Source organism: Flavobacterium sp. PL11, from assembly GCF_035985025.1.
GTDB lineage: Bacteria > Bacteroidota > Bacteroidia > Flavobacteriales > Flavobacteriaceae > Flavobacterium.
Map to the genome: position 1 here is coordinate 28,595 of NZ_JAXCIA010000006.1, position 21,587 is coordinate 50,181.

The following is a 21,587-nucleotide window of genomic DNA, read 5'->3' on the forward strand; positions in this document are numbered from 1 at the left end:
GTGTCAAATTCTATTATTGTTAGTAGGAGCAGCACCTCTTTGCATACCACACGAGTTGTCCCGCTGTACATTATATCTTGCTGGGCGAACCCCGCCCAGCAAGGATGCCACTGCCATCGCGGCTAAGTGAGACGTTTTGTTTTCATGAATATAAAACGGCATCGTTTTAAATTTACCCCCTCTGGTGCTCGTTTGCAACGAGTACCTACTTACTTAATCAATTAAAATTATAGCGTTTGCAACGCGGATTACTTAGACAAGTAACCATAAAGGTTCAACATTTACGTTACAAAAAACAGTGTTTTCTTCTTCATAATTTCTATAACTGCTATTTACATAATCTCTTTCATGAAATACAATTTCCGCTTGAACTGGATTATAATGGATGTAGTTTACTCGTTGTTCCATTTTTTCTAAAGTATCTAAGATAACGGGATGAAAACCATCTTTCCATAATTTATAATTTTTAGCTCTTCCTGATTTTTTAGCTTCAAAACTAAATTTTTTTAATAACCATTCTCTTCTGCTTTCTGGATGTTCTTGTATTGCTTCTATTAGTTTTTTAGAGGTATATTTTTTAAAATCGCGAATAACATTTTGTAGCTCCCCATCAAATGCTGTTGCTATTAAATGAACATGACTTGTCATGTAGACATAGGCATGCACACTCAATCCTTTTTCTTTAATACAATAATTTAATGATTCGTCTAAGATGTTGCAATATACTGGACGTGTAAATAAATCAACCCAATCAACAACGGTAACGGTAATAAAAGTAGGTACCGTACTATCGATAACTTTGTATTTCTCAGACATTCTTTTTTAATCAAATATATTGATTTTAAAAGAGAAATTTACATCCATAAATTAACTACTGTTTCTGTTTGCCGCGTTGCAAACGCTACGAATTATTTTTATAAGGTAAGTAGGCACTCGTTGCAAACGAGCGCCAGATGGGAGAAATTTACATCCATAAATTAACTCCTGTTTTAGTTTGCCGCGTTGCAAACGCTACGAATTATTTTTATAAGGTAAGTAGGCACTCGTTGCAAACGAGCGCCAGATGGGGATGTTGTTGAATATGGAATTGAAAGGGGTAATTAGACCATTACCAGGAAAATTATTTGAGGCAATATGATAAAAACAGCAAATTCGTAGAATTTTATATTAGGATAATCTGCGAATTTGCGGCTTTATTGATAAAATACTATCTAATAGATTTTGCATCTAGAAAATCAATAAACATTATCTCTAATAACTCTTACAATAACCCAGTTTTCTTTTTCTTTTTTCATAATAACAGTCGAAGATTTACCTCCACCTGTAGAATATGCTTTACTATAATAAAACATAATGTATTTTTTATTCATATAATACATTGGTTCAGAGATTAATATCGCATCTTCAAGTCCAGTACCAATATACCTCACCATAAAATCATATTTAAATAATCCTTTTCCATCTTCTAGGATAAAATCATATTCAGGAAAATCTTCTTTTTTCCAATATTTTTTTATAGTGTCCTGAGCATATTGCTTGTACATTTTTTTCCAATGTTTTTCTACAAATAAACCATCTGTATAATCTTTGGGGTCGGTCGGATCTAAAATGTGTTTAGCTCCTTCTTCTCCATTAAAAATTCTTAAAGTCCGTTTATTTGGAGCTTTATCTACTTGTAAGATATGCTTCTTATTCTTATCTATTTTTTGAGTTTCTAAAAACATATTGATAGGTTCATAATCTTTAAGATAAAGAGAAGGCGAGGCCATTCTTTTTTAATCAAATATATTGATTTTAAAAGAGAAATTTACATCCATAAATTAACTACTGTTTTAGTTTGCCGCGTTGCAAACGCTACGAATTGTTTTTATAAGGTAAGTAGGCACTCGTTGCAAACGAGCGCCAGATGGTGCACCTATTTTTTTTAAAAAAGTATTAATCTCAGGACAGTTATTAATTTAGTAATTGTATTTTATCTTTTTAACCTCAGAATATTTTGATTTAGATTAAAAAGTATTGTTTAATATGGAACTTAAAGGAGTTATTAGACCTTTACCAGGGAAATTTTTTGAGGCAATATGATTTATTTAATCCTATCAGGGTTTAAAACCCTGATAGGTTTTAAAAGAGAAATTTACATCCATAAATTAACTACTGTTTCTGTTTGCCGCGTTGCAAACGCTACGAATTATTTTTATAAGGTAAGTAGGCACTCGTTGCAAACGAGCGCCAGATGGGAGAAATTTACATCCATAAATTAACTCCTGTTTTAGTTGGCCGCGTTGCAAACGCTACGAATTATTTTTATAAGGTAAGTAGGCACTCGTTGCAAACGAGCGCCAGATGGGGAATCACGATTTGTTGATTATCGACGACTTTGGACTACAAGCCATCAATAATGAAAAACAAATGATATTAATGGATTTGGTAGAGGATAGAAATCAAAAAAGGGCAACCATTTTTTGCTCACAGCTACCAGTGAAAAACTGGTATGATCTCATTGAAGAAAAGACAATCGCAGATGCGATCTTGGATCGAATTATCCACTCGGCAATCCGCTTTGAACTCAAGGGAGAATCCATGAGAAAAAAAATGAAAAAACAGTAAAAATTTTTGTCTAATTTTAACCCAAGAAATCATCATCAAAACTACTGTACACTTTACTCCGGAATGAGGTGTCCACTTTCATCGGAATAGTTAAAGATGTTGCAATATACGGGACGTGTAAATAAATCAACCCAATCAACAACGGTAACGGTAATAAAAGTAGGTACCGTACTATCGATAACTTTGTATTTCTCAGACATTCTTTTTTAATCAAATATATTGATTTTAAAAGAGAAATTTACATCCATAAATTAACTCCTGTTTTAGTTTGCCGCGTTGCAAACGCTACGAATTATTTTTATAAGGTAAGTAGGCACTCGTTGCAAACGAGCGCCAGATGGTGAGTAGTAGCGATAGATAAATCCGTAGGGCGATTAATATTTCCTGTTCCATTAATGTAGTCTTGGTTAAAAACCATATTTATATCTGTACTAGAACCAGAAATTTTAGCCGTTTGTGCTCAAACAATAGGATTATACTTGCTTAAAGTTACTCCTGCTTTCGTTTGCCGCGTTGCAAACGCTACGAATTATTTTTATAAGGTAAGTAGGCACTCGTTGCAAACGAGCGCCAGATTGGTTTTTAATTATGAGTACGGACTTCCTAAAAAGCATTTAAAAACCCATTTGTTTTCATTGTTTTTTGTCATTAATACGATACCACTATTAATTGATGTAAAACCAGTATCTCCACTACCTGACATAAAACTGACCAACGCTTCTTTTTCATTGATCAATAAAGGAACTGATAAATGAAAGATTATTCTATTAGGCAAATTGAAATATTCTTCGGTTTTAATTGTTTTTCTAAAGTCTTCGCTACTTTGCGATTGCAAATTTTTGATTATAAAATCAGAATTTTTCCAATAATATTGAGGTTCTTTTTCCAATTCCTTGGTCATCTTTACAGCTTGAATCGAGTCAATTAGACTCTTTTTATAATTTATTAGAAGAGATAAATAATCGCTCAAAACTTGTTTTTTGGGAATAGTTGTTTCGATAACAACTATGTTATTATTGATTCTATATCTATATGCAGCAGATGCTAATTCATTTTCTAAAAAATTATTAATAATTTCTTTTTCATTTTTACTTAACTCAAGCTTCTCTTTAGTTTTTATGGAAGTTGAACACGAAAAAGTTAAAATAATAACTAGTATTAATAACAAATTTTTTCTCATAATACTTTAATTACATGGTTTCCCATAATTTATTTGCTCTTGTGATGTGCCTTCCGCTATTGGATGACCAGATTGCTCAGCAGCTTTTCTATTTAAAATGCGTTGTCTTGAAGCACTTCCAATTGGATGCAATGTATTAAAAACAGTTGTACCCTCTAATCCATTCCACGCTAAATCCTCATAAACTTGCTGAGGTAAGCCAGGTTGATATTCTTGTAAGGCAACTGAAATTGCAGTTACATAACTATTTGCTATTTGCTCATGATGGGATGATGGGATGATGGATATTGATTATCACATACACTAACATAATATTCCCATAATTCAGGAAATGTCACCAACAATTGACAATTATTTTGAATTAAACAATCATCTATTAAACTAAAGAAATTTGCATGTACTAGTTCGTGTAATTGCAGACTAGCAATAAATAATTTAGTTTTATTCTCATAATCTGTGCTAATGTAAATTTTATAATTATATGCTGAAGTTCTAATTGTTTGAGCTGGATTACCACTTGGTGTTACAGCAGAGAAATTGTTTGAGGCGATATGATAAAAACAGCAAATTCGCAGATTACTACTATTTATAATAATCTGCGAATTAGCAGTCTTCTTAATACTCATTTTTCTAATAAGTCTCATTTGGATTGAAAGCTTCATGGGTTCGGATCCATTTGCCTTTTATTTTTTTCATAACAACAACAAATTTACTTCCGCCTGATATGCAGATTTTTAAATTTGTAAAAACCAGATATTTTTTGTTTTGATAATACATAGGTTCAGAAAAACTATATACACAAATATCATATTTTTTATACTTTTCCATTATTAATTCAATACCTGGTTTTTGGTTCATACTTTCAAAAATGGTTTTACTATGTCTAAAATCATTTTTGCCCCAATATTTATGGGTATCCCAAATTCTATTCTCTTGGATAGGTGGATCCTGATTTTGTTTTTTAAATTTTTTCCAGTCTTTTTCGTTAAATAAGTGTGTGTCGGGTACTATATTTCCTTTAAGATCAATAGCTTGAATGAAATTTTGTTTAAAAACGTCTAATGTTAAATTAGAATTGAGTTTTTCTTGGGCAATGAATACCACTCTATTACTATCTTTTACAATTGTTTTAAAATAATCATTGATGGCTTCAAGTTTCTCTTTGTCGTCTAATATTAAATTATTTTTAGTTTGCGAGTAATTAGTATAGGCGATGCATAGTGCTAAGTATATTATTGTATTTTTCATCATATAGATTTTAATTACAGGGTTTGCCTACTGCTGTTTGTTGTTTAGGTGTTCCTGCTTCAACGGTACCTCCAATAGATTCACATGCGTATCTATTAAGAATCCTTTCTTTTGCTGAATCACCATCCTTGAATTTCTCTTGAAATATTGAAGCTTCTTGCAATGTCCCCCATGCCAAATCAGTAAAAACTTCATTAGAGGGAAAAGGATAGGTTACAGGATTGTTATTGTAATAATATTCTTGTAGAGCCATCGCCATAGAATCGACGTAATCTGTGGCCATTTGGTCGTGTTGAGCTACTGTAGCACCGTAAGGATATATTTTTTGTTCATAGGCTTGGTAAAGTGCAGGAAAATTATTTAAAGATAAATTAGTAGTCGGATAATTATTATCATCAACTACACTATGATAGTAGGCGTGAATTACTTCATGTATCATGGCTGCAGCTCTAAATAATTGTGTACTATTAGTATAACTATCATTTGTAACAGTAATTAAATAGTTATTTGGTGAGATTTTTTGAGTCATAGCATATCCTTGCGCTGTAGATCCCATTTTCATATTAACAGTATAAACACTGTTTGCTCCTAGTTTCTTTAAAATAACTGCAATATCATTGTTTGTAGAATTTTTCAATTTTTCCACGATTGCTTTTGGGCAAGGATCAAGTTTGCTGTCATCAATTTTGTCTTCGATTACTTCGGCTATTAGTTGCTCAGTTGCAGGCACTCCAGTCCAAGTGCTAGATCCACTATCATAATTAAATAAAAAACCTTCACCAACTGCTTTTTGTTGGTCTTGAGGCCAGTTGAATACCAAATAAGGACGCGATTCAGGAACAGCTTTCACTACCACATCAGGTAAACTTATTAAGATAATTTTCCAAATGTTAGCTATAAACTGATATCTGATGTGTTCACCTTCGGGAGAGAAGTAATCGTAGGTATCTTCATTGTTTGGCGAAAACGGAAATTTAGGACCACTTCCAGTTCCTCCTGCTGAGCTTCCACCACCACCACAATCATTCTTAGTTTTATATGCCATTTCTTCGCAAGAGTTACAGGTTGTATACAAATATTCACTAATTTGGGTTCCATCTTGATATGTTGTAACCCAATACCAATCGGTACAACCATTCGTTCTACTGTTTTTCTTAGTGCTTTTATTTCTCTTCAAACTTAAAACTCCATTTTCAGTAAGAATGCCATTTTCGAATTCATTCGTTAGAAGTCTTTCTTGGTAGGGGTTATAAAATGAAACGATTCCAGAATATAGTTTTTTATTTTTATTTTTGTTCCAAACAGAGAGGATTACATTATCATAATCATTAAAAGTTGTTTTGTTGGTAAAAGTAATTACTCTAAATCGAACAATTTTATCTTGATTAAGAAATAATAAAGCTTTGGTTTTATTTGCAGTCTCCAATCCATTTAATGGTTTTACATCTGCAATTAAAATTTTTTGAGTGGACTCTAAAGTGAAACACTTTAAACTCTTAATATCAATTGTGGTAATTAGCTCCTCAATTTTATCTAACTGTTTTTTATTAACATTCAATTTTAACGTTTCTAAATAGCGGTCTATTTCATTTTTATAGATGCTAGAGGCTTGGTTTTCTGGTTTAACAGCTTCCTCTTCTTCCTGACAATTACTAAGTGTAAATACGAAGAAAAAAAGAAGTAAAAATTCACTAAAATAGTTTAGTAGTTTGTGGTTTGTAGTTTGTGGTTTGTGGTTTGTGGTTTGTGGTTTGTGGTTTTTTCATGATTTAATTGTTAAAGTTAATGTTTTTCAACACATTTTTTATCAAATATATACTATCTAAATCGCATAACAAATACCCACTTTTAATGATATTCACAAAAAAATCCCTTTCCAGTTTTTAAACTAAAAAGGGATTTTCATCTATTTCTACATCTTAATTTTCGTAACCTAACTTTTCTCTTACTTTGGCTAAAACGCCATTAGCAATAGTCGCTGATTTTTGAGCACCTATTTTTAATAAAGCATCAACCTCAGGACGGTTGTTGATATAGTAATTGTATTTTTCTCTTTCAGTTTTAAATTTTTCGCAAATTAGCTCAAACAAAGCTTGTTTGGCGTGACCGTAACCATAATTTCCACCAAGATAATTAGCCGTCATTGTTGCTAATTGTTCTTCAGTGGCTAATAATTTATAAATTCCAAAAGCATTACAGGTTTCTGGATTTCCCTCTGGTGCTCGTTTGCAACGAGTACCTACTTACTTAATCAATGAAAATTATAGCGTTTGCAACGCGGATTACTTAGACAAGTTACCATAAAGGTTCAACATTTACGTTACAAAAAACAGTGTTTTCTTCTTCATAATTTCTATAACTGCTATTTACATAATCTCTTTCATGAAATACAATTTCCGCTTCAACTGGATTATAATGGATGTAGTTTACTCGTTGTTCCATTTTTTCTAAAGTATCTAAGATAACGGGATGAAAACCATCTTTCCATAATTTATAATTTTTAGCTCTTTCTGATTTTTTAGCTTCAAAACTAAATTTTTTTAATAACCATTCTCTTCTGCTTTCTGGATGTTCTTGTATTGCTTCTATTAGTTTTTTAGAGGTATATTTTTTAAAATCGCGAATAACATTTTGTAGCTCCCCATCAAATGCTGTTGCTATTAAATGAACATGACTTGTCATGTAGACATAGGCATGCACACTCAATCCTTTTTCTTTAATACAATAATTTAATGATTCGTCTAAGATGTTGCAATATACTGGACGTGTAAATAAATCAACCTAATCAACAACGGTCATGGTAATAAAAGTAGGTACCGTACTATCGATAACTTTGTATTTCTCAGACATTCTTTTTTAATCAACTATATTGATTTTAAAAGAGAAATTTACATCCATAAATTAACTCCTGTTTTAGTTTGCCGCGTTGCAAACGCTACGAATTGTTTTTATAAGGTAAGTAGGCACTCGTTGCAAACGAGCGCCAGATGGTTTCCATCTTGATATGTTGTAACCCAATACCAATCGGTACAACCATTCGTTCTACTGTTTTTCTTAGTGCTTTTATTTCTCTTCAAACTTAAAACTCCATTTTCAGTAAGAATGCCATTTTCGAATTCATTCGTGAGAAGTCTTTCTTGGTAAGGATTGTAAAATGAAACGATTCCAGAATATAGTTTTTTGTTTTTATTCTTGTTCCAAACTGAAAGGATTACATTATCATAATCATTAAAAGTTGTTTTGTTGGTAAAAGTAATTACTCTAGATCGAACAATTTTATCTTGATTAAGAAAGAATAAAGCTTTGGTTTTATTTACAGTTTCCAATCCTTTCAATGGTTTTACATCTGTAATTAAAACTTTTTGAGTGGACTCTAAAGTGAAACTCTTTAAATTATTAATATCAATTGATGTAATCAGCTCCTCAATTTTATCTAACTGTTTTTTATTAACATTCAATTTTAACGTTTCTAAATAGCGGTCTATTTCATTTTTATAGATGCTAGAGGCTTGGTTTTCTGGTTTAACAGCTTCCTCTTCTTCCTGACAATTACTAAGTGTAAATACTAAGAAAAAAAGAAGTAAAAATTCACTAAAATAGTTTAGTAGTTTGTGGTTTGTAGTTTGTAGTTTGTAGTTTGTGGTTTGTGGTTTGTGGTTTGTGGTTTTTTCATGATTTAAGGTTACAGTTAAAGCTATTTTCTTAAAAAGAGTTTAGTAAAAGTAGGTTAAATTAATCACACAACAAATACCCACTTTTAATGATATTCACAAAAAAATCCCTTTCCAGTTTTTATACTAAAAAGAGATTCTTATAAGTTTGTGTAACTTAATTTTCGTAACCTAGCTTTTCTCTTACTTTGGCTAAAACGCCATTAGCAATAGTTGCTGATTTTTGTGCACTTATTTTCAATAAAGCATCAACTTCAGAGCAATTATCAAATAGTATGATTACTTTTTTAATAATTTTCACGTTTTATTCGATTTCAAAAACTGGACTAACTTCTATATATTCTCTTTTTTTGTTTACTAAAATCACAATATTGTTTTTAAATAATTTTATTATTTCATATTCATTTAGTTTATTTTTCTGGTTTTTACTGTATAATTTTGCGGTTTTAGCAAATTTTTTAAAACATTGTATTTTTTTTGGACTGACAATGTGTACGATTTTATAAAATTGAAAATAAACAGCACCATTTCTTATATCACGATTGTCAAGAAGTTCATAAATTGCATGATTGTTTTGTGATTGCTTTATATAATTGTAATCGATTTTAAAAAAAAGAGAGTCTTTGTGAGTTTCTTGTGCTTTAATTGTTGTTGTAAGAAGAAATAATAATAATACAGTAATAACTTTAGATGTCTTCATAATTAATCTTCTGGGCAAGGTGAAATTTTTGATAATTTGGCAGCTCTTTCTGCATAGTACTCAATTTCTGCTTTTTTTTCTGAGGATAAATCTTTCCATGTTTTAATGTTATTATCTTTTAAACCTCCCCAAGCTAAAGCCTCATAAAATGAATCGCTAGGTGTTTGATCATAATAATTAATATAAGCTTTATAATCAGTCGTGAGTATTTCTTTATGAAATGCTTTTAAGGCATCTCTCATACTATTAATATATATACTTCCCATTGCTTCATGTTGGTCACCATATTTTATATACGATTTTTGGAAGTCTGATTCACCATCTTTAGGATCAGTATTCAATTTACTTGTTATATCTGCATGAATATATTCATGTAATAACGTTCTTACTGCTTCTAAATTCGAATTATAATTTGTTCTAGTTTTGCTAATCTCAATTGTAATTAATGAACGATTAATTAATGAATTGTATATTGTTTTCCCATTAATTTCATGAGTATTATTATTTTCATCTTTACTAAAAACTTTATCTTTAGAAACTATTTTAATATCAAATTTTGATTTACCTGCAAAATTGGCTAATAATTTTTTAACGAAAGAATCACCTTTTTTATTAAGTAAATCATTTAAACATTTTGCTTTTCCACTAAGTTCAGAATCATCAATTTTATCTTCTTTAGCTATACCATCTGGCTTTGTTCCACCACTATTTCCACCGCCAGGAGTATTAGGTTCCCATAACCAATCACTACTGCATATTTTAAATGTGTATAACAACGTTTTTGTGGTTTCCCCTGTGTTAGGGTCATAGCAAATCTCATAATATCCATACCATTCACATACGGGCTCTGGGGCTACATCATTTCTATAGTTTGCTGACGTAGGATTTTTTTTTAATAGGTTTGGTACTAATTTGTTATGTTGATCAAATGTTATGGAAGGTGATGATACTATTTCTAATTTTTCTTTTTTGTGAGCATCATTAGTGACATATACTTTTAAGTGTACTTTATAATTCTTGTTTTCATCCTGATTAAAAACAAGAAAAGAATAGGGAAATTTATTTTCAGATTCTATATTGTTATCTTTTAATAATACTGTATTTGAGTTTAAAATTGGGACGTAAATATTTTGTCCTAACTCAAAAGCTTTGATCCAATCTATATCACCTTTATAAAAACTATTACTTTTTAGTGGTAAATTAGGATTTTGTTCTAACCAAATTTTAGCATTACTTATATTTTGAGGCAAAGATATATTTATATCTTGTTCCTCGACTTGACAATTACTTGTCGTAAAGAGTAATAAAACAAATAGTGCAGTTTTACCAAAATAGTTTAATAGTTTGTGGTTTGTGGTTTGTGGTTTGTGGTTTGTGGTTTGTGGTTTGTGGTTTGTTTCATGATTAAATTGTTAAAGTTACTGTTTTTCAACACATTTTTTAGTAAATATATACTTTCTAAATCGCATAACAAATACCCACTATTAATAATCTTTACATAAAAAAATCCCTCTCCAGTTTTTATACTAAAAAGGGATTCCCATAAGTTGCTATAAATTAATTCTCGTAACCTAACTTTTTTCTTACTTTGGCTAAAACACCATTGGCAAGAGTTGCTGCTTTTTGAGCACTTATTTTCAATAAAGCATCAACTTCAGGACGGTTGTTGATGTATTAATTGTATTTTTCTCTCTCTGTTTTAAGTTTTTCGCAAATTAATTCAAACAAAGCTTGTTTGGCATAACCGCAGATTCGCAGATTAAAATATTTGTATAATCTGCGAATCTGCGGTCAATTTTCTTCTATAAGTTAATTCTCGTAACCTAGCTTCTGTCTTACTTTGGCTAAAACACCGTTAGCAATAGTCGCTGATTTTTGAGCACCTATTTTTAATAAAGCATCAACCTCAGGACGTTTGTTGATGTAATAATTGTATTTTTCTCTCTCTGTTTTAAGTTTTTCGCAAATTAATTCAAACAAAGCTTGTTTGGCATAATCGCAGATTAAAATATTAGTATAATCTGCGAATCTGCGGTCAATTTTATTCTACAAGTTAATTCTCGTAACCTAACTTTTCTCTTACTTTGGCTAAAACGCCATTAGCAATAGTCGCTGATTTTTTAGCACCAATTTTTAATAGAGCATCAACCTCAGGACGGTTGTTGATGTAGTAATTGTATTTTTCTCTTTCAGTTTTAAATTTTTCGCAAATTAGTTCAAACAAAGCTTGTTTGGCGTGACCATAACCATAATTCCCACCAAGATAATTGGATGTCATTGTTGCTAATTGTTCCTCAGTGGCTAATAATTTATAAATTCCAAAAGCATTACAAGTTTCTGGATTTTTAGGATTTTCAAGTGGCGTACTATCTGTTTCTATACTCATTACTTGTTTGCGCAACGATTTGTCATCTAGAAATATATTAATAATATTATTAGCTGATTTACTCATTTTTCCACCATTTGTTCCGGGAATTAGTAAACCATCTTGTTGAACAATAGCTTCAGGAATTACAAATGTTTCTCCCATTTGATGATTGAAACGAGACGCTACATCACGAGTAATTTCAAGGTGTTGCAATTGATCTTTTCCTACGGGAACAAACTCTGCATCGTAAAGCAAAATATCTGCAGCCATCAACATTGGATAAGAAAACAAACCTGCATTTACATCATCCAATCGATCTGCTTTATCCTTGAATGAATGTGCTAATCTCAGACGTTGAAAAGGAAAAAAACAACTTAAATACCACGATAATTCTGCTGTTTGTGGAACATCAGATTGTCTATAGAAAACTACTTTATTTACATCAAGACCACAAGCAAGCCAAGCTGCGGCGGTGCTGTAGGTATTATCACGTAAAGTTTCACCGTTTTTTATTTGAGTAATCGAATGTAAATCGGCTATAAAAAGAAACGATTCGTTTTCCGGTTTATTTGATAATGCTATTGCTGGAATGATTGCGCCAAGTAAGTTTCCTAAATGTGGAGTTCCGGTACTTTGAACGCCTGTAAGTATTTTTGCCATTGTAAATTTAATTAACCGCAAAGTTTGCAAAGGTTTTCGCAAAGTTTGCCAAGTTTATTTTTTTAGTGCAAAGGTTGTAAAGTTTTTTAAAAGGTAGGCGTTCATTTTTAACTTTTTTGTATTTAAACTTTTCTAAACTTTGATTTTTACAAATTGTTAACCACTCTTCTAATTCCATTTTTAAGCAGTACCTCATTAAAGTTTATTAAAAGTCCTAGTTTGTAATTTCCCAGTTTTAAGTAAGTCAAAGTTTGAGCTAAATGAATATCGCAGAGCGACTCCACACTTTTAAGTTCAATTATCAATTTATTTTCTACTAGTAAATCAACGCGATATCCACAATCTAACTTCACCTCTTCAAATACCAATGGTAAAACTTTTTCTTTTTCAACAAAAAGACCAAATTGATTTATTTTGTAGAAGAGGCATTCTTTATAAGCGTTTTCCAATAAACCTGGGCCCAAACTTCTGTGAACTTGTATCGCTAAACCTATTATGATTTTAGAAATTTCATTTTCAGTCATCTTTTTCTTTTTTACTTTGAGAAAAACTTTGTGCACTTTGCGGTTAGACTCATTCAAACTTACAGACTTTTATTTACTTTTGGCGTTATGAGAATAGTAAAAATTATTTTTTGGACACTGTGGCGTATTTGGTTTTATATCTTAATGGCTATTCCTATACTTTTAATGTTTCCATTTTTAGTCCTTTCGATCATAACAGAAAATGGTTATCCTTATTTTTTTAAAATGGCCCGAATTTGGGCAAAAATTATTCTTTTTGGAATGGGTTTTCGTTATAAAATAGATAAAAGCCAAGACATGCAATTAGGTAAAAGTTATATGATAGTTGCTAATCATACATCAATGGCCGATATAATGTTAATGCTTGCTTTGACTAAAAATCCATTTGTATTTGTGGGTAAAAAGGAATTATCTAAAATTCCATTATTTGGCTTTTTTTATAAAAGGACTTGTATATTAGTGGATAGGAATTCCTCTAAAAGCAGAATGGAAGTTTTTGATCGTGCTCAAAAAAGAATAAATCAAGGTTTAAGTATTTGCATTTTTCCCGAAGGAGGTGTTCCTGATGATGAGTCTATAATGCTAGATACTTTTAAAGACGGTGCGTTTAGATTAGCCATTGAACATGAAATTCCAATTGCACCCATAACTTTTGCAGATAATAAAAAGAGGTTTTCTTATACTTTCTTTAGCGGAAGTCCGGGATTAATGCGTGTAAAAATGCATCATCATGTCTCCACATTAAAAAAAACGGCGTTAAATCGAAAAGAAATTCGAGATGAAGTTCGTGAGATAATATACACGCAGTTACTTGAATTCGAAAAAAAATCACTAAAAGCTATAACTAATTCCAGAGTACAAACCAATTAGTATGGGTGTTGTAACATTTGAACTATTTGAGAATGTATTTAATTGATACTTTACCATTGGTTCAAAATTAAATTGAAACGATTTTATAAATTGATAATTAAATCCTATCCCTATGTTACTACTAAAAATAGTACTATTTAAGTTATTAGCTTGCCCTATTTGTTGGTTTGTTTCTGACGAAATTAACGCTATTTTGTTAGAATCCAATAATAAAGTACTTACGCCGCCTATTATATTTATGCCTATTTTTTTATCTAAAAGGGAATAGGAAATTTCAAGAGGAATTTCATAATAGCTCATGCTTTGATTAATACTGCCGATATTAGTTTTTTGTAAATTTCGCTCAAAGGTCATTAAGGACGTTTTACCACTGCTGCTTCGAATTTCAAACATATTATTGTTATTCAATTTGACATTTGCTAATGATACTGTGTTTAATCCTGAGGAATAAGTAACATTATTAGTATTGTATCCTACAGCGATTTTGTTAATTCCAGATCGAAGTGTAAATTTTTTATTTAGCGCATAATCTAATCTTACACCATAACTTAATTTATTATTTGTCGTTTTAGTATTTTCCGCAAATTGCGGGTCGATACTCACAGCGTTTGAATTGGTGAACACTGCCGCTACATTAGGTGTGATTTGCCACTTATTTTCTAAATTATTTACAATAACTATCTCTTTGTTAGATTTGTTTTTTAAAATAGCTTCTAATTCGTTTTCAGTCTCTGCGTTTGTAATAATATCTTTAGAAGAAATTATTTTATCTGTAACCAAATCACTTTTTTCAATATCCATTTTATTTTTATTTTTTTTAACGGATATATTTTGCGGTAAATAATCGTTTTTACCGATAATCTCATCATTGAAAAGCAAATCTTTATTTAATTTTCTTTCAGAATTATTTTCGTTTTTAACGGTTTGATCACTTTTACGGTTATTATTCGAAACAATTTTTTGATTTAAAGGTTTAGCGAAAACTATTTTGGTTTTTTTGAATGTTGCATTTTGCTTCTGATCATCATTGGGTGTTTGCAAATTGTTTTTGACCACTTTATAATCTTTATGAAAATTAATTTTAGTTTTGTTTTTAACAGAAGCGCTATCCTTTTGTTTACTTTTAGTATCCAAAATTTTTGTTTCAATGACAATATTATTTTCACTTTCAATATTGAATTCAAAAAGCGTATTTAATAGAAAAACACCAAGTAAAAACGCAGCGGCTATTCCAGAATATTTTATCCAAATTGGAATAACTCTTCTTTCTTTTTTATCTTTTAATCCAACTTGGATCACAGACCACGTTTGATCATTAGGTGCTGATTCAAAATCTTTAAATCTTTCTTGAAACAATCGGTCTATATTTTTTTTACTTTTCATTTTGCCGATGATTGGAAATTAACTTGTGTTATGTTTTCAACTTTTTCTTTTAGAATTAATCGTGCTCTAAACAGATTTGATTTTGTTGTACCTGTAGAAATCTTTAGCATTTCACTTATTTCTTTATGTGAGTAGCCATCAAGAACATATAAGCTAAAGACAATTCGATATTGATCAGGAAGTTCTTGTATAATTTGTAGTAGATATTCAAGAGATATTGTTTCATCGTCTATTTCAACATCAACACTAGCAATGTGATCGTCTATTATTTCAAGAAAACGAACATCTTTTAAGCGTAACAATGCATTATTAATTAGGATTCTTTTTGCCCAACCTTCAAAAGAGCCTTTACCAGTAAACTGCTCTATTTTTTTAAAAATAATTATAAAACCATCTTGTAAATTGTCTTGTGCATCATCATAATTACGAGAATACTTAAGACACACCCCAAAAAACTTTTTAGCAAATAATTGATATAGTTGCTCTTGAGCTTTGGGGTGATTCTTTTTACAGTCAGCAATAATTTGTTCTAATGCCACACGATTTTTAAATTACGGAACTACATTTATTTCAACATCTTCAAATAAATCTTTACCATCAGCTCCTTTACCTTTGTAAAACTTAAAAATATAAGAGCCGGTAGCAGTTACTAAGAAATTGAATGCAACTTCGGATACTGCAGGAACTTCTGTACTACATACTTGATTGGCATTTACAGCTGATTGTATGGCAATTGTTCGTGTATTTAATTCTTTATCATAATAAATACCTTGAAAGAGATGACATGAAGTGGGTTTTTGATACTTTAATTTAATAGTATAAGTTTCACCTAGTTTAAAATTCTCAGGTAATGTATAACTTTCTACTGGTAATACGCTAAAATTATAATTTTCTCTTTCATCATTGTCAAGGTTACAACTAAATAGTGTGGTAACAAATACTAATAGCAGTGCAATTTTTTTCATTTTATTTTCATTTAAGGTTAATAATTCTGTGATCACTATATCTAAGAGAATAATTAATGCAAAAGGTTGCTTTAAAAAGTGTTTAAATTTAGAATCTGTTATGAAATATGTTTTAAACGCATTTAACTCATTCTTAGTTACAAAATTAATTCATCCAGCACCATCATTTTTTAGGCAAACGACCATAAATTAAATGTGTTTTATTGAAAATAGCTAAAATATATACAGCTACGATTGAGGTAGCTCTTCAAATACTTACATTCTTTTAATGATTTAAATTTTGTAGAGTTATTGTTTTTGTAATACCACTTCACCTTTGACTAGAATGTAATAAGCTTGTGATTTTTTGTCTGGTTGAGCGCAGTCGAAACTCTTTTTTCAAGTCATTTATAATCTCGACTAAAAGCCTGTCCTGAGCGCAGACGATGGGCTCGATTTGACAAGAAACAAAGCAGTAAATTTAAAACACAATTGGTATAACCTCAATAATATAATAAAATTCATAAATCTAAAAGTCAAAAAAAATGCCCGAAATAATTTTCGGGCATTTACATTTAAAGCAAAAACGGATTATGCATCTGCTAATTCTTTTATTCTAGCTTTTATTTTCACTTCTAATTCATCAGCTAATTCTGGGTTGTCTTTTATCAAAGATTTCACAGCATCTCGTCCTTGTCCTAATTTGGTTTCACCATAACTAAACCAAGAACCTGCTTTTTTAATAATTTCAAATTCTACAGCTAAATCTAAAATCTCTCCTGTTTTAGAAATTCCTTCACCATACATAATATCAAATTCAGCGATTTTAAAAGGTGGAGCAACTTTATTTTTCACCACTTTTACTTTAGTTCTATTACCTAAAACATTATCGCCGTCTTTAATTTGAGTGGAACGACGAATATCTAAACGTACGGAAGCATAAAATTTTAATGCGTTACCACCTGTTGTAGTTTCAGGATTTCCAAACATGACACCAATTTTTTCTCTTAACTGGTTAATAAAGAAAACGGTACAATTAGTTTTACTAATGGTTCCAGTCAATTTTCTTAATGCTTGCGACATCAATCGAGCGTGAAGCCCCATTTTAGAATCTCCCATTTCACCTTCAATCTCACTTTTAGGAGTCAACGCAGCAACCGAGTCAATTACAACAATATCAATTGCGCCTGAACGAATTAAGTTCTCAGCAATTTCTAGTGCTTGTTCTCCATTGTCTGGTTGAGAGATGATGAGGTTCTCGATATCTACGCCTAATTTTTCAGCATAATTTCTATCAAATGCGTGTTCTGCATCAATAAAAGCGGCAATACCTCCTGCCTTTTGAGCTTCTGCAATTGCGTGAAGTGTCAAAGTAGTTTTACCAGAAGATTCCGGTCCATAAATTTCAATAATTCTTCCTCTAGGATAGCCATTTACACCTAAAGCTAAATCAATCCCAAGCGATCCTGATGAAATAGTTTCTACTTCAACGATGGCTTTATCGCCCATTTTCATTACCGTACCTTTTCCGTAGGTTTTGTCTAGTTTATCAAGCGTAAGCTGTAACGCTTTTAATTTGGATTCTTTTTCTGTACTCATCTTTTCTTTTACCTTTTCTTTCATCTACGTATTTTACTTTATAATTATAAGAAACTGACAGCCTATTTGTTAGCTTAAAAATTTCCAATTATGTATGAATATTTATTTATGTAAAATTACTACTTTTTTTAACGATTAATTTTCATTTTAAGAATAATTTAAAAAAAAATATATAGCTAATTAAGTAGCTTTAAATGAACAAGGCTTTTAATTCTGTTGCATCGTGGGGATTCATTTTTCCAGCAATAACTAAACTTAATTGTTTACGTCTTAAAGCGGCTTCATAACGTTGTTTTTCTAAGTCAGTTTCAGGAACTATTTGTGGTACTTCAACAGGTCTTCCTGTGTCATCAACGGCTACAAAAGTATAAATAGCTTCATTGGCTTTAGTTTTATTTCCTGATTCCCTATCTTCTACCCAAATATCAATAAATATTTCCATTGAACTTTTAAAAGCACGTGAAACTTTGGCTTCTACAGTGACAACACTTCCTAACGGAATAGCTCTATTAAAGGCTACGTGATTGACTGAAGCGGTTACTACAATTCTACGGGAATGTCGTCTAGCAGCTATACTTGCAGCACGATCCATACGCGCTAATAATTCGCCACCAAAAAGATTGTTTAAAGGATTTGTTTCGCTTGGTAAAACTAAGTCGGTTAATATAGTTAAGGATTCTGAAGGATGTTTTGATGTCATTGTTATAAAATGTAATTATTTATTAATTTATTGCAATTTTAATTTAACCAATATACTGCTAAAATAGCAGGTATAAAATAGATTACAATAGTTCTAGCGCCATCATAATCTTTAGCTAATCGTTGTCCAAAAAGCAACATAAGTAAAGTTATACAAGAAAATACCGCTCCATAGAACCCAAAAATTCGTCCATTGTTTATTAATAATTCAATACAGCCTACTACGCATAGAATGCCTGAAATCAACTCTAATATTAAAATATTTGCTAAAGCTAACGGTACTTGGTTTTTTAATGGTGTTTTTAAAAAATGACCTTTTAACCAATCTACATTATCTTTCCAGTGAAAGAGTTTGTCATAACCAGATTGTAGAAAAGTTATGGCTAAAAATATTAAGATTAAAATAGATGTAATGTTGTTCATTCTTTATTTTTTATGAATTAGACGTGTTAGTTTGATTGATAAATCGGTTAAAATAATCTTAGCATTACCATTGCGTTCAATATGATACATTGCATGAGAAAGTTCTTTGAAAATATCATTTATATTATTTCCATTTACGAAAGGCGCAAAGTTTTCCAACTTAAACTTCTCCACTTTAGGTTGCATATAAACGAGTGATGGCGTTTGATAATTTAATAATAACGCTTGCCGAAACATATCAATGCAAAAATGAAGAAACTTTTTTTGTGTTTCTCTTCCTAAACCAGCAATTTGCTCACTCCATTGAATCAAATCCTGAATCGCTGCTGCATTTCCTTTGGCTCTAAATGCAGCTCGGACCCAATCTACAAACCATTTTTCAAAAAATGTTGTTTCGCTATCAGGTTGGAGCAATTGTAATGCCTTGTTATAATTACCTTGTGCTTGATGGGCAATGTTATGAGCAACATTAAATTCGGTATTTTCATTAGAAATTAATGCATCGGCAATCACTTTTTCAGGTAAACCGTTGAAATGCAATACTTGACAACGCGAACGGATGGTTTGTATAATATCTTCCTCATTTTCAGCAATTAATATAAATAGTGTCTTATCTGTAGGTTCTTCTAATAGTTTCAATAATTTATTAGACGCGGCAATATTTAACTTGTCTGCCATCCAAATAATCATTACTTTATATCCACCTTCAAATGATTTAAGGGCTAATAATTTTAGAATTTCCTGAGCATCATCAACTCTTATTTCACCTTGCTTATTTTTTACACCAAGAATTTGATACCAATCAAATAAACTGCCGTATGAATTATTGTCTAAAAATTGACGCCATTCTGTTATAAAATCAATACTTTTTGGTTTAGTTTTTACACCTTCGGTGCTCACAGTGGGATAAATGAAATGTAAATCAGGATGAGAAATTTTCTGAAATTTTAAATTGCAAGCCTGATTTGACCCTTGGTTTTCACTGTCTTGATTACTACAAATTAAATATTGGGCATAAGCAACAGCCATGGGTAAAGTACCACTACCTTCAGCACCTATGAATAATTGTGCATGTGGAATTCTACCTAAATCAGCACTTTTTGTCAAATGACTTTTTATATGTTCTTGTCCTAATATTTCTGAGAATTGCATAAAGCAAAGATAATAGAAAATGGTTTAGACTAAAATTTAATAATTGAAACTTTAGTTGCGCTTTAAATTAGAATAATGCCGTTTTAAAGGTGTTTTAATAATAGTGAAACCATTTTTTTAGTTTCATCTGTGTTAATTTATAGTACCAATAAAATATAAAATTAATAATATTACATCGATTTCGTTGCAGTAACTTTAGTAAAAGCGCTTTTCTGTGATTTAGTAGTAATTTAAAAGTCCTATATTTGTTATTCTTTCGAATTAAACAAACTAAAAAATACACCGATGAAAACTTTAAATGATTTCGATTTCAAAGATAAAAAAGCATTAATACGAGTTGATTTTAATGTGCCCTTAGATGAGAATTTCAATGTCACTGACGCAACCCGTATTGAAGCTGCAAAACCTACAATTGACGCTATTTTGGCTAAAGGTGGAAGCGTAATTTTGATGTCGCATTTAGGCAGACCAAAAGGTGTTGAAGAAAAGTATTCGCTAAAACATATTTTAGAAAAAACTTCTGAAATTCTTAGAGTTCCAGTGAAATTTGCTTCAAATTGTATTGGTGAGGAAGCTTCTTCTGCAGCCTCTGATTTAAAAGTAGGTGAAGTTTTATTGTTAGAGAATTTGCGTTTTCACAAAGAGGAAGAAGCAGGTGATGTTGCTTTCGCCAAAGATCTAGCTTCTTTAGGAGATATTTATGTCAATGACGCTTTTGGAACAGCGCATAGAGCACACGCTTCAACTACAATTATTGCTCAGTTTTTTAACGATAAAAAATGTTTTGGTTTGTTATTAGCTAAAGAAATTGAAAGTTTGAATAGAGTTTTAAAAAATAGTGAAAAACCAGTTACCGCAGTTTTAGGAGGATCTAAGGTTTCTTCGAAAATCACAGTTATAGAAAATATTTTAGATAAAGTCGATCACCTGATTATTGGTGGTGGAATGACCTTTACGTTTGTAAAAGCTTTAGGTGGTAAAATAGGTGATTCTATTTGTGAAGATGACAAACAAGACTTAGCCCTAGAGATTTTAAAATTAGCAAAAGAGAAAGGGGTTCAAATTCATATTCCTGTTGATGTTGTAGCAGCAAATGCTTTTGCAAATAATGCCGAAACTAAAATTGTCGATGTAAAAGAAATTCCTGATGGATGGCAAGGCTTAGATGCTGGACCTAAATCATTGCAAAACTTTAAAAAAGTAATTATGGAATCTAAAACAATTCTTTGGAATGGACCATTAGGTGTTTTTGAAATGCCAAACTTTGCCAATGGAACTATTGAACTAGGAAACTTCATTGCTGAAGCTACTGCAAATGGAGCCTTCTCATTAGTGGGTGGTGGGGATTCTGTTGCTGCTGTAAAGCAATTTGGTCTGGAAGATAAAGTTAGCTATGTATCTACTGGAGGTGGTGCGATGCTGGAAATGCTGGAAGGAAAAGTGCTACCTGGAATTGCGGCAATTTTAGATTAACAATAAAGATCCATTTAGAAATGATCAATTAACGAATGTGATTCCTATTTTTATATAAAAAACCTCAGCAATTAATTTAAGCTGAG

The 21,587-nt window shown here is 31.0% G+C and carries 27 protein-coding genes and 2 pseudogenes; 3 read left to right on the plus strand and 26 right to left on the minus strand.

The window, feature by feature from the left end; all coding sequences use genetic code 11:
- Window positions 1–3: 3 nt before the first annotated feature.
- The 3 genes from RCH18_RS04650 to RCH18_RS04660 all read right to left on the minus strand — a co-directional run bounded on the left by RCH18_RS04650 (window position 4) and on the right by RCH18_RS04660 (window position 1,769).
- On the minus strand, window positions 4–162 hold the full coding sequence (locus RCH18_RS04650; protein ID WP_326935588.1) for a hypothetical protein: 159 nt from the start codon (window positions 160–162) through the stop codon (window positions 4–6).
- Between the two features lie 90 nt (window positions 163–252).
- Window positions 253–816 (minus strand): REP-associated tyrosine transposase, encoded by a 564-nt coding sequence (locus tag RCH18_RS04655; RefSeq protein ID WP_326935589.1) that lies wholly within the window; start codon window positions 814–816, stop codon window positions 253–255.
- Window positions 817–1,235: 419 nt separating this feature from the next.
- The gene (locus tag RCH18_RS04660) at window positions 1,236–1,769 is read right to left on the minus strand and encodes a hypothetical protein (protein WP_326935590.1); all 534 of its coding nucleotides are present in this window, start codon (window positions 1,767–1,769) and stop codon (window positions 1,236–1,238) included.
- A gap of 580 nt (window positions 1,770–2,349) precedes the next feature.
- Between RCH18_RS04660 and RCH18_RS04665 the strand changes: the two are divergent.
- Window positions 2,350–2,607, plus strand: a pseudogene (locus tag RCH18_RS04665) (ATP-binding protein); the annotation flags it as partial.
- Between the two features lie 53 nt (window positions 2,608–2,660).
- On the opposite strand, the gene RCH18_RS04670 reads toward RCH18_RS04665, so the two are convergent.
- The 16 genes and pseudogenes from RCH18_RS04670 to RCH18_RS04750 form a co-directional block, all read right to left on the minus strand.
- Window positions 2,661–2,807, minus strand: coding sequence for a hypothetical protein (locus RCH18_RS04670; protein ID WP_326935592.1), 147 nt, complete (start codon window positions 2,805–2,807; stop codon window positions 2,661–2,663).
- A 386-nt stretch (window positions 2,808–3,193) separates the two neighbouring features.
- Entirely contained in the window at window positions 3,194–3,787 is a 594-nt protein-coding gene (locus tag RCH18_RS04675) for a hypothetical protein (protein ID WP_326935593.1), read from the minus strand.
- A gap of 6 nt (window positions 3,788–3,793) precedes the next feature.
- Complete coding sequence (locus RCH18_RS04680) at window positions 3,794–3,919, minus strand: hypothetical protein (protein WP_326935594.1); 126 nt, start codon at window positions 3,917–3,919, stop codon at window positions 3,794–3,796.
- Window positions 3,920–4,038: 119 nt separating this feature from the next.
- Window positions 4,039–4,413, minus strand: a complete 375-nt coding sequence (locus tag RCH18_RS04685; RefSeq protein ID WP_326935595.1) for a hypothetical protein — start codon at window positions 4,411–4,413, stop codon at window positions 4,039–4,041.
- Between the two features lie 4 nt (window positions 4,414–4,417).
- Entirely contained in the window at window positions 4,418–5,035 is a 618-nt protein-coding gene (locus tag RCH18_RS04690) for a hypothetical protein (protein WP_326935596.1), read from the minus strand.
- Window positions 5,036–5,045: 10 nt separating this feature from the next.
- Window positions 5,046–6,593, minus strand: coding sequence for a hypothetical protein (locus RCH18_RS04695; RefSeq protein WP_326935597.1), 1,548 nt, complete (start codon window positions 6,591–6,593; stop codon window positions 5,046–5,048).
- Between the two features lie 361 nt (window positions 6,594–6,954).
- Window positions 6,955–7,245 (minus strand): annotated as a pseudogene (locus RCH18_RS04700) (tryptophan--tRNA ligase); the annotation flags it as partial.
- Window positions 7,246–7,330: 85 nt separating this feature from the next.
- Entirely contained in the window at window positions 7,331–7,741 is a 411-nt protein-coding gene (locus tag RCH18_RS04705) for a transposase (protein WP_442788144.1), read from the minus strand.
- A gap of 242 nt (window positions 7,742–7,983) precedes the next feature.
- Entirely contained in the window at window positions 7,984–8,493 is a 510-nt protein-coding gene (locus RCH18_RS04710; RefSeq protein WP_326935598.1) for a hypothetical protein, read from the minus strand.
- Window positions 8,494–8,863: 370 nt separating this feature from the next.
- A complete protein-coding gene (locus RCH18_RS04715; RefSeq protein WP_326935599.1) occupies window positions 8,864–9,007 on the minus strand; it encodes a hypothetical protein in 144 nt (47 codons plus the stop codon).
- Window positions 9,008–9,010: 3 nt separating this feature from the next.
- Window positions 9,011–9,406, minus strand: coding sequence for a hypothetical protein (locus tag RCH18_RS04720; protein WP_326935600.1), 396 nt, complete (start codon window positions 9,404–9,406; stop codon window positions 9,011–9,013).
- A gap of 2 nt (window positions 9,407–9,408) precedes the next feature.
- The gene (locus tag RCH18_RS04725) at window positions 9,409–10,656 is read right to left on the minus strand and encodes a hypothetical protein (RefSeq protein ID WP_326935601.1); all 1,248 of its coding nucleotides are present in this window, start codon (window positions 10,654–10,656) and stop codon (window positions 9,409–9,411) included.
- 559 nt (window positions 10,657–11,215) lie between these two features.
- Window positions 11,216–11,386, minus strand: coding sequence for a hypothetical protein (locus tag RCH18_RS04735; RefSeq protein ID WP_442788145.1), 171 nt, complete (start codon window positions 11,384–11,386; stop codon window positions 11,216–11,218).
- 73 nt (window positions 11,387–11,459) lie between these two features.
- Window positions 11,460–12,434: a tryptophan--tRNA ligase gene (gene trpS, locus RCH18_RS04740; RefSeq protein WP_326935602.1), complete on the minus strand. Its 975-nt coding sequence runs from the start codon at window positions 12,432–12,434 to the stop codon at window positions 11,460–11,462.
- Window positions 12,435–12,441: 7 nt separating this feature from the next.
- A complete protein-coding gene (locus tag RCH18_RS04745; protein ID WP_326935603.1) occupies window positions 12,442–12,612 on the minus strand; it encodes a hypothetical protein in 171 nt (56 codons plus the stop codon).
- Window positions 12,581–12,958 (minus strand): GxxExxY protein, encoded by a 378-nt coding sequence (locus RCH18_RS04750; protein WP_326935604.1) that lies wholly within the window; start codon window positions 12,956–12,958, stop codon window positions 12,581–12,583. The genes RCH18_RS04745 and RCH18_RS04750 overlap by 32 nt, the downstream gene beginning before the upstream one ends.
- An 87-nt stretch (window positions 12,959–13,045) precedes the next feature.
- Here RCH18_RS04750 and RCH18_RS04755 point away from each other — a divergent pair, with 87 nt between their 5' ends.
- Window positions 13,046–13,828: a lysophospholipid acyltransferase family protein gene (locus RCH18_RS04755; protein WP_326935605.1), complete on the plus strand. Its 783-nt coding sequence runs from the start codon at window positions 13,046–13,048 to the stop codon at window positions 13,826–13,828.
- On the opposite strand, the gene RCH18_RS04760 is transcribed toward RCH18_RS04755, so the two are convergent.
- The 7 genes from RCH18_RS04760 to RCH18_RS04790 form a co-directional block, all read right to left on the minus strand.
- Entirely contained in the window at window positions 13,790–15,211 is a 1,422-nt protein-coding gene (locus RCH18_RS04760) for a hypothetical protein (RefSeq protein ID WP_326935606.1), read from the minus strand. The two genes, RCH18_RS04755 and RCH18_RS04760, sit on opposite strands and share 39 nt — an antisense overlap.
- Complete coding sequence (locus tag RCH18_RS04765) at window positions 15,208–15,750, minus strand: RNA polymerase sigma factor (RefSeq protein WP_326935607.1); 543 nt, start codon at window positions 15,748–15,750, stop codon at window positions 15,208–15,210. The genes RCH18_RS04760 and RCH18_RS04765 overlap by 4 nt, the downstream gene beginning before the upstream one ends.
- 12 nt (window positions 15,751–15,762) lie before the next feature.
- The gene (locus RCH18_RS04770) at window positions 15,763–16,176 is read right to left on the minus strand and encodes a hypothetical protein (RefSeq protein WP_326935608.1); all 414 of its coding nucleotides are present in this window, start codon (window positions 16,174–16,176) and stop codon (window positions 15,763–15,765) included.
- Window positions 16,177–16,746: 570 nt separating this feature from the next.
- Window positions 16,747–17,754 carry a recombinase RecA gene (recA, locus tag RCH18_RS04775; protein ID WP_326935711.1) on the minus strand — a complete coding sequence of 336 codons (1,008 nt, stop codon included), beginning with the start codon at window positions 17,752–17,754 and terminating at the stop codon, window positions 16,747–16,749.
- A 190-nt stretch (window positions 17,755–17,944) separates the two neighbouring features.
- Complete coding sequence (locus RCH18_RS04780; protein ID WP_326935609.1) at window positions 17,945–18,454, minus strand: acyl-CoA thioesterase; 510 nt, start codon at window positions 18,452–18,454, stop codon at window positions 17,945–17,947.
- 38 nt (window positions 18,455–18,492) lie between these two features.
- Window positions 18,493–18,876, minus strand: a complete 384-nt coding sequence (locus tag RCH18_RS04785) for a DoxX family membrane protein (protein ID WP_326935610.1) — start codon at window positions 18,874–18,876, stop codon at window positions 18,493–18,495.
- A 3-nt stretch (window positions 18,877–18,879) separates the two neighbouring features.
- Window positions 18,880–20,028 (minus strand): DNA polymerase III subunit, encoded by a 1,149-nt coding sequence (locus tag RCH18_RS04790; RefSeq protein ID WP_326935611.1) that lies wholly within the window; start codon window positions 20,026–20,028, stop codon window positions 18,880–18,882.
- A 285-nt stretch (window positions 20,029–20,313) separates the two neighbouring features.
- Here RCH18_RS04790 and RCH18_RS04795 point away from each other — a divergent pair, with 285 nt between their 5' ends.
- The gene (locus RCH18_RS04795; protein WP_326935612.1) at window positions 20,314–21,501 is read left to right on the plus strand and encodes a phosphoglycerate kinase; all 1,188 of its coding nucleotides are present in this window, start codon (window positions 20,314–20,316) and stop codon (window positions 21,499–21,501) included.
- Window positions 21,502–21,587 lie beyond the last annotated feature (86 nt).

Bases quoted from the DNA above. Each gene is read 5' to 3' on its own strand.
- RCH18_RS04655 (WP_326935589.1), bottom strand. From the start codon at position 816: ATGTCTGAGAAATACAAAGTTATCGATAGTACGGTACCTACTTTTATT.
- RCH18_RS04685 (WP_326935595.1), bottom strand. From the start codon at position 4,413: ATGAGTATTAAGAAGACTGCTAATTCGCAGATTATTATAAATAGTAGT.
- RCH18_RS04785 (WP_326935610.1), bottom strand. From the start codon at position 18,876: ATGAACAACATTACATCTATTTTAATCTTAATATTTTTAGCCATAACT.
- trpS (WP_326935602.1), bottom strand. From the start codon at position 12,434: ATGGCAAAAATACTTACAGGCGTTCAAAGTACCGGAACTCCACATTTA.
- RCH18_RS04795 (WP_326935612.1), top strand. From the start codon at position 20,314: ATGAAAACTTTAAATGATTTCGATTTCAAAGATAAAAAAGCATTAATA.
- RCH18_RS04650 (WP_326935588.1), bottom strand. From the start codon at position 162: ATGCCGTTTTATATTCATGAAAACAAAACGTCTCACTTAGCCGCGATG.
- RCH18_RS04760 (WP_326935606.1), bottom strand. From the start codon at position 15,211: ATGAAAAGTAAAAAAAATATAGACCGATTGTTTCAAGAAAGATTTAAA.
- RCH18_RS04675 (WP_326935593.1), bottom strand. From the start codon at position 3,787: ATGAGAAAAAATTTGTTATTAATACTAGTTATTATTTTAACTTTTTCG.
- RCH18_RS04660 (WP_326935590.1), bottom strand. From the start codon at position 1,769: ATGGCCTCGCCTTCTCTTTATCTTAAAGATTATGAACCTATCAATATG.
- RCH18_RS04780 (WP_326935609.1), bottom strand. From the start codon at position 18,454: ATGACATCAAAACATCCTTCAGAATCCTTAACTATATTAACCGACTTA.
- RCH18_RS04690 (WP_326935596.1), bottom strand. From the start codon at position 5,035: ATGAAAAATACAATAATATACTTAGCACTATGCATCGCCTATACTAAT.
- RCH18_RS04755 (WP_326935605.1), top strand. From the start codon at position 13,046: ATGAGAATAGTAAAAATTATTTTTTGGACACTGTGGCGTATTTGGTTT.
- RCH18_RS04745 (WP_326935603.1), bottom strand. From the start codon at position 12,612: ATGGAATTAGAAGAGTGGTTAACAATTTGTAAAAATCAAAGTTTAGAA.
- RCH18_RS04750 (WP_326935604.1), bottom strand. From the start codon at position 12,958: ATGACTGAAAATGAAATTTCTAAAATCATAATAGGTTTAGCGATACAA.
- RCH18_RS04770 (WP_326935608.1), bottom strand. From the start codon at position 16,176: ATGAAAAAAATTGCACTGCTATTAGTATTTGTTACCACACTATTTAGT.
- RCH18_RS04670 (WP_326935592.1), bottom strand. From the start codon at position 2,807: ATGTCTGAGAAATACAAAGTTATCGATAGTACGGTACCTACTTTTATT.
- RCH18_RS04720 (WP_326935600.1), bottom strand. From the start codon at position 9,406: ATGAAGACATCTAAAGTTATTACTGTATTATTATTATTTCTTCTTACA.
- RCH18_RS04790 (WP_326935611.1), bottom strand. From the start codon at position 20,028: ATGCAATTCTCAGAAATATTAGGACAAGAACATATAAAAAGTCATTTG.
- recA (WP_326935711.1), bottom strand. From the start codon at position 17,754: ATGAGTACAGAAAAAGAATCCAAATTAAAAGCGTTACAGCTTACGCTT.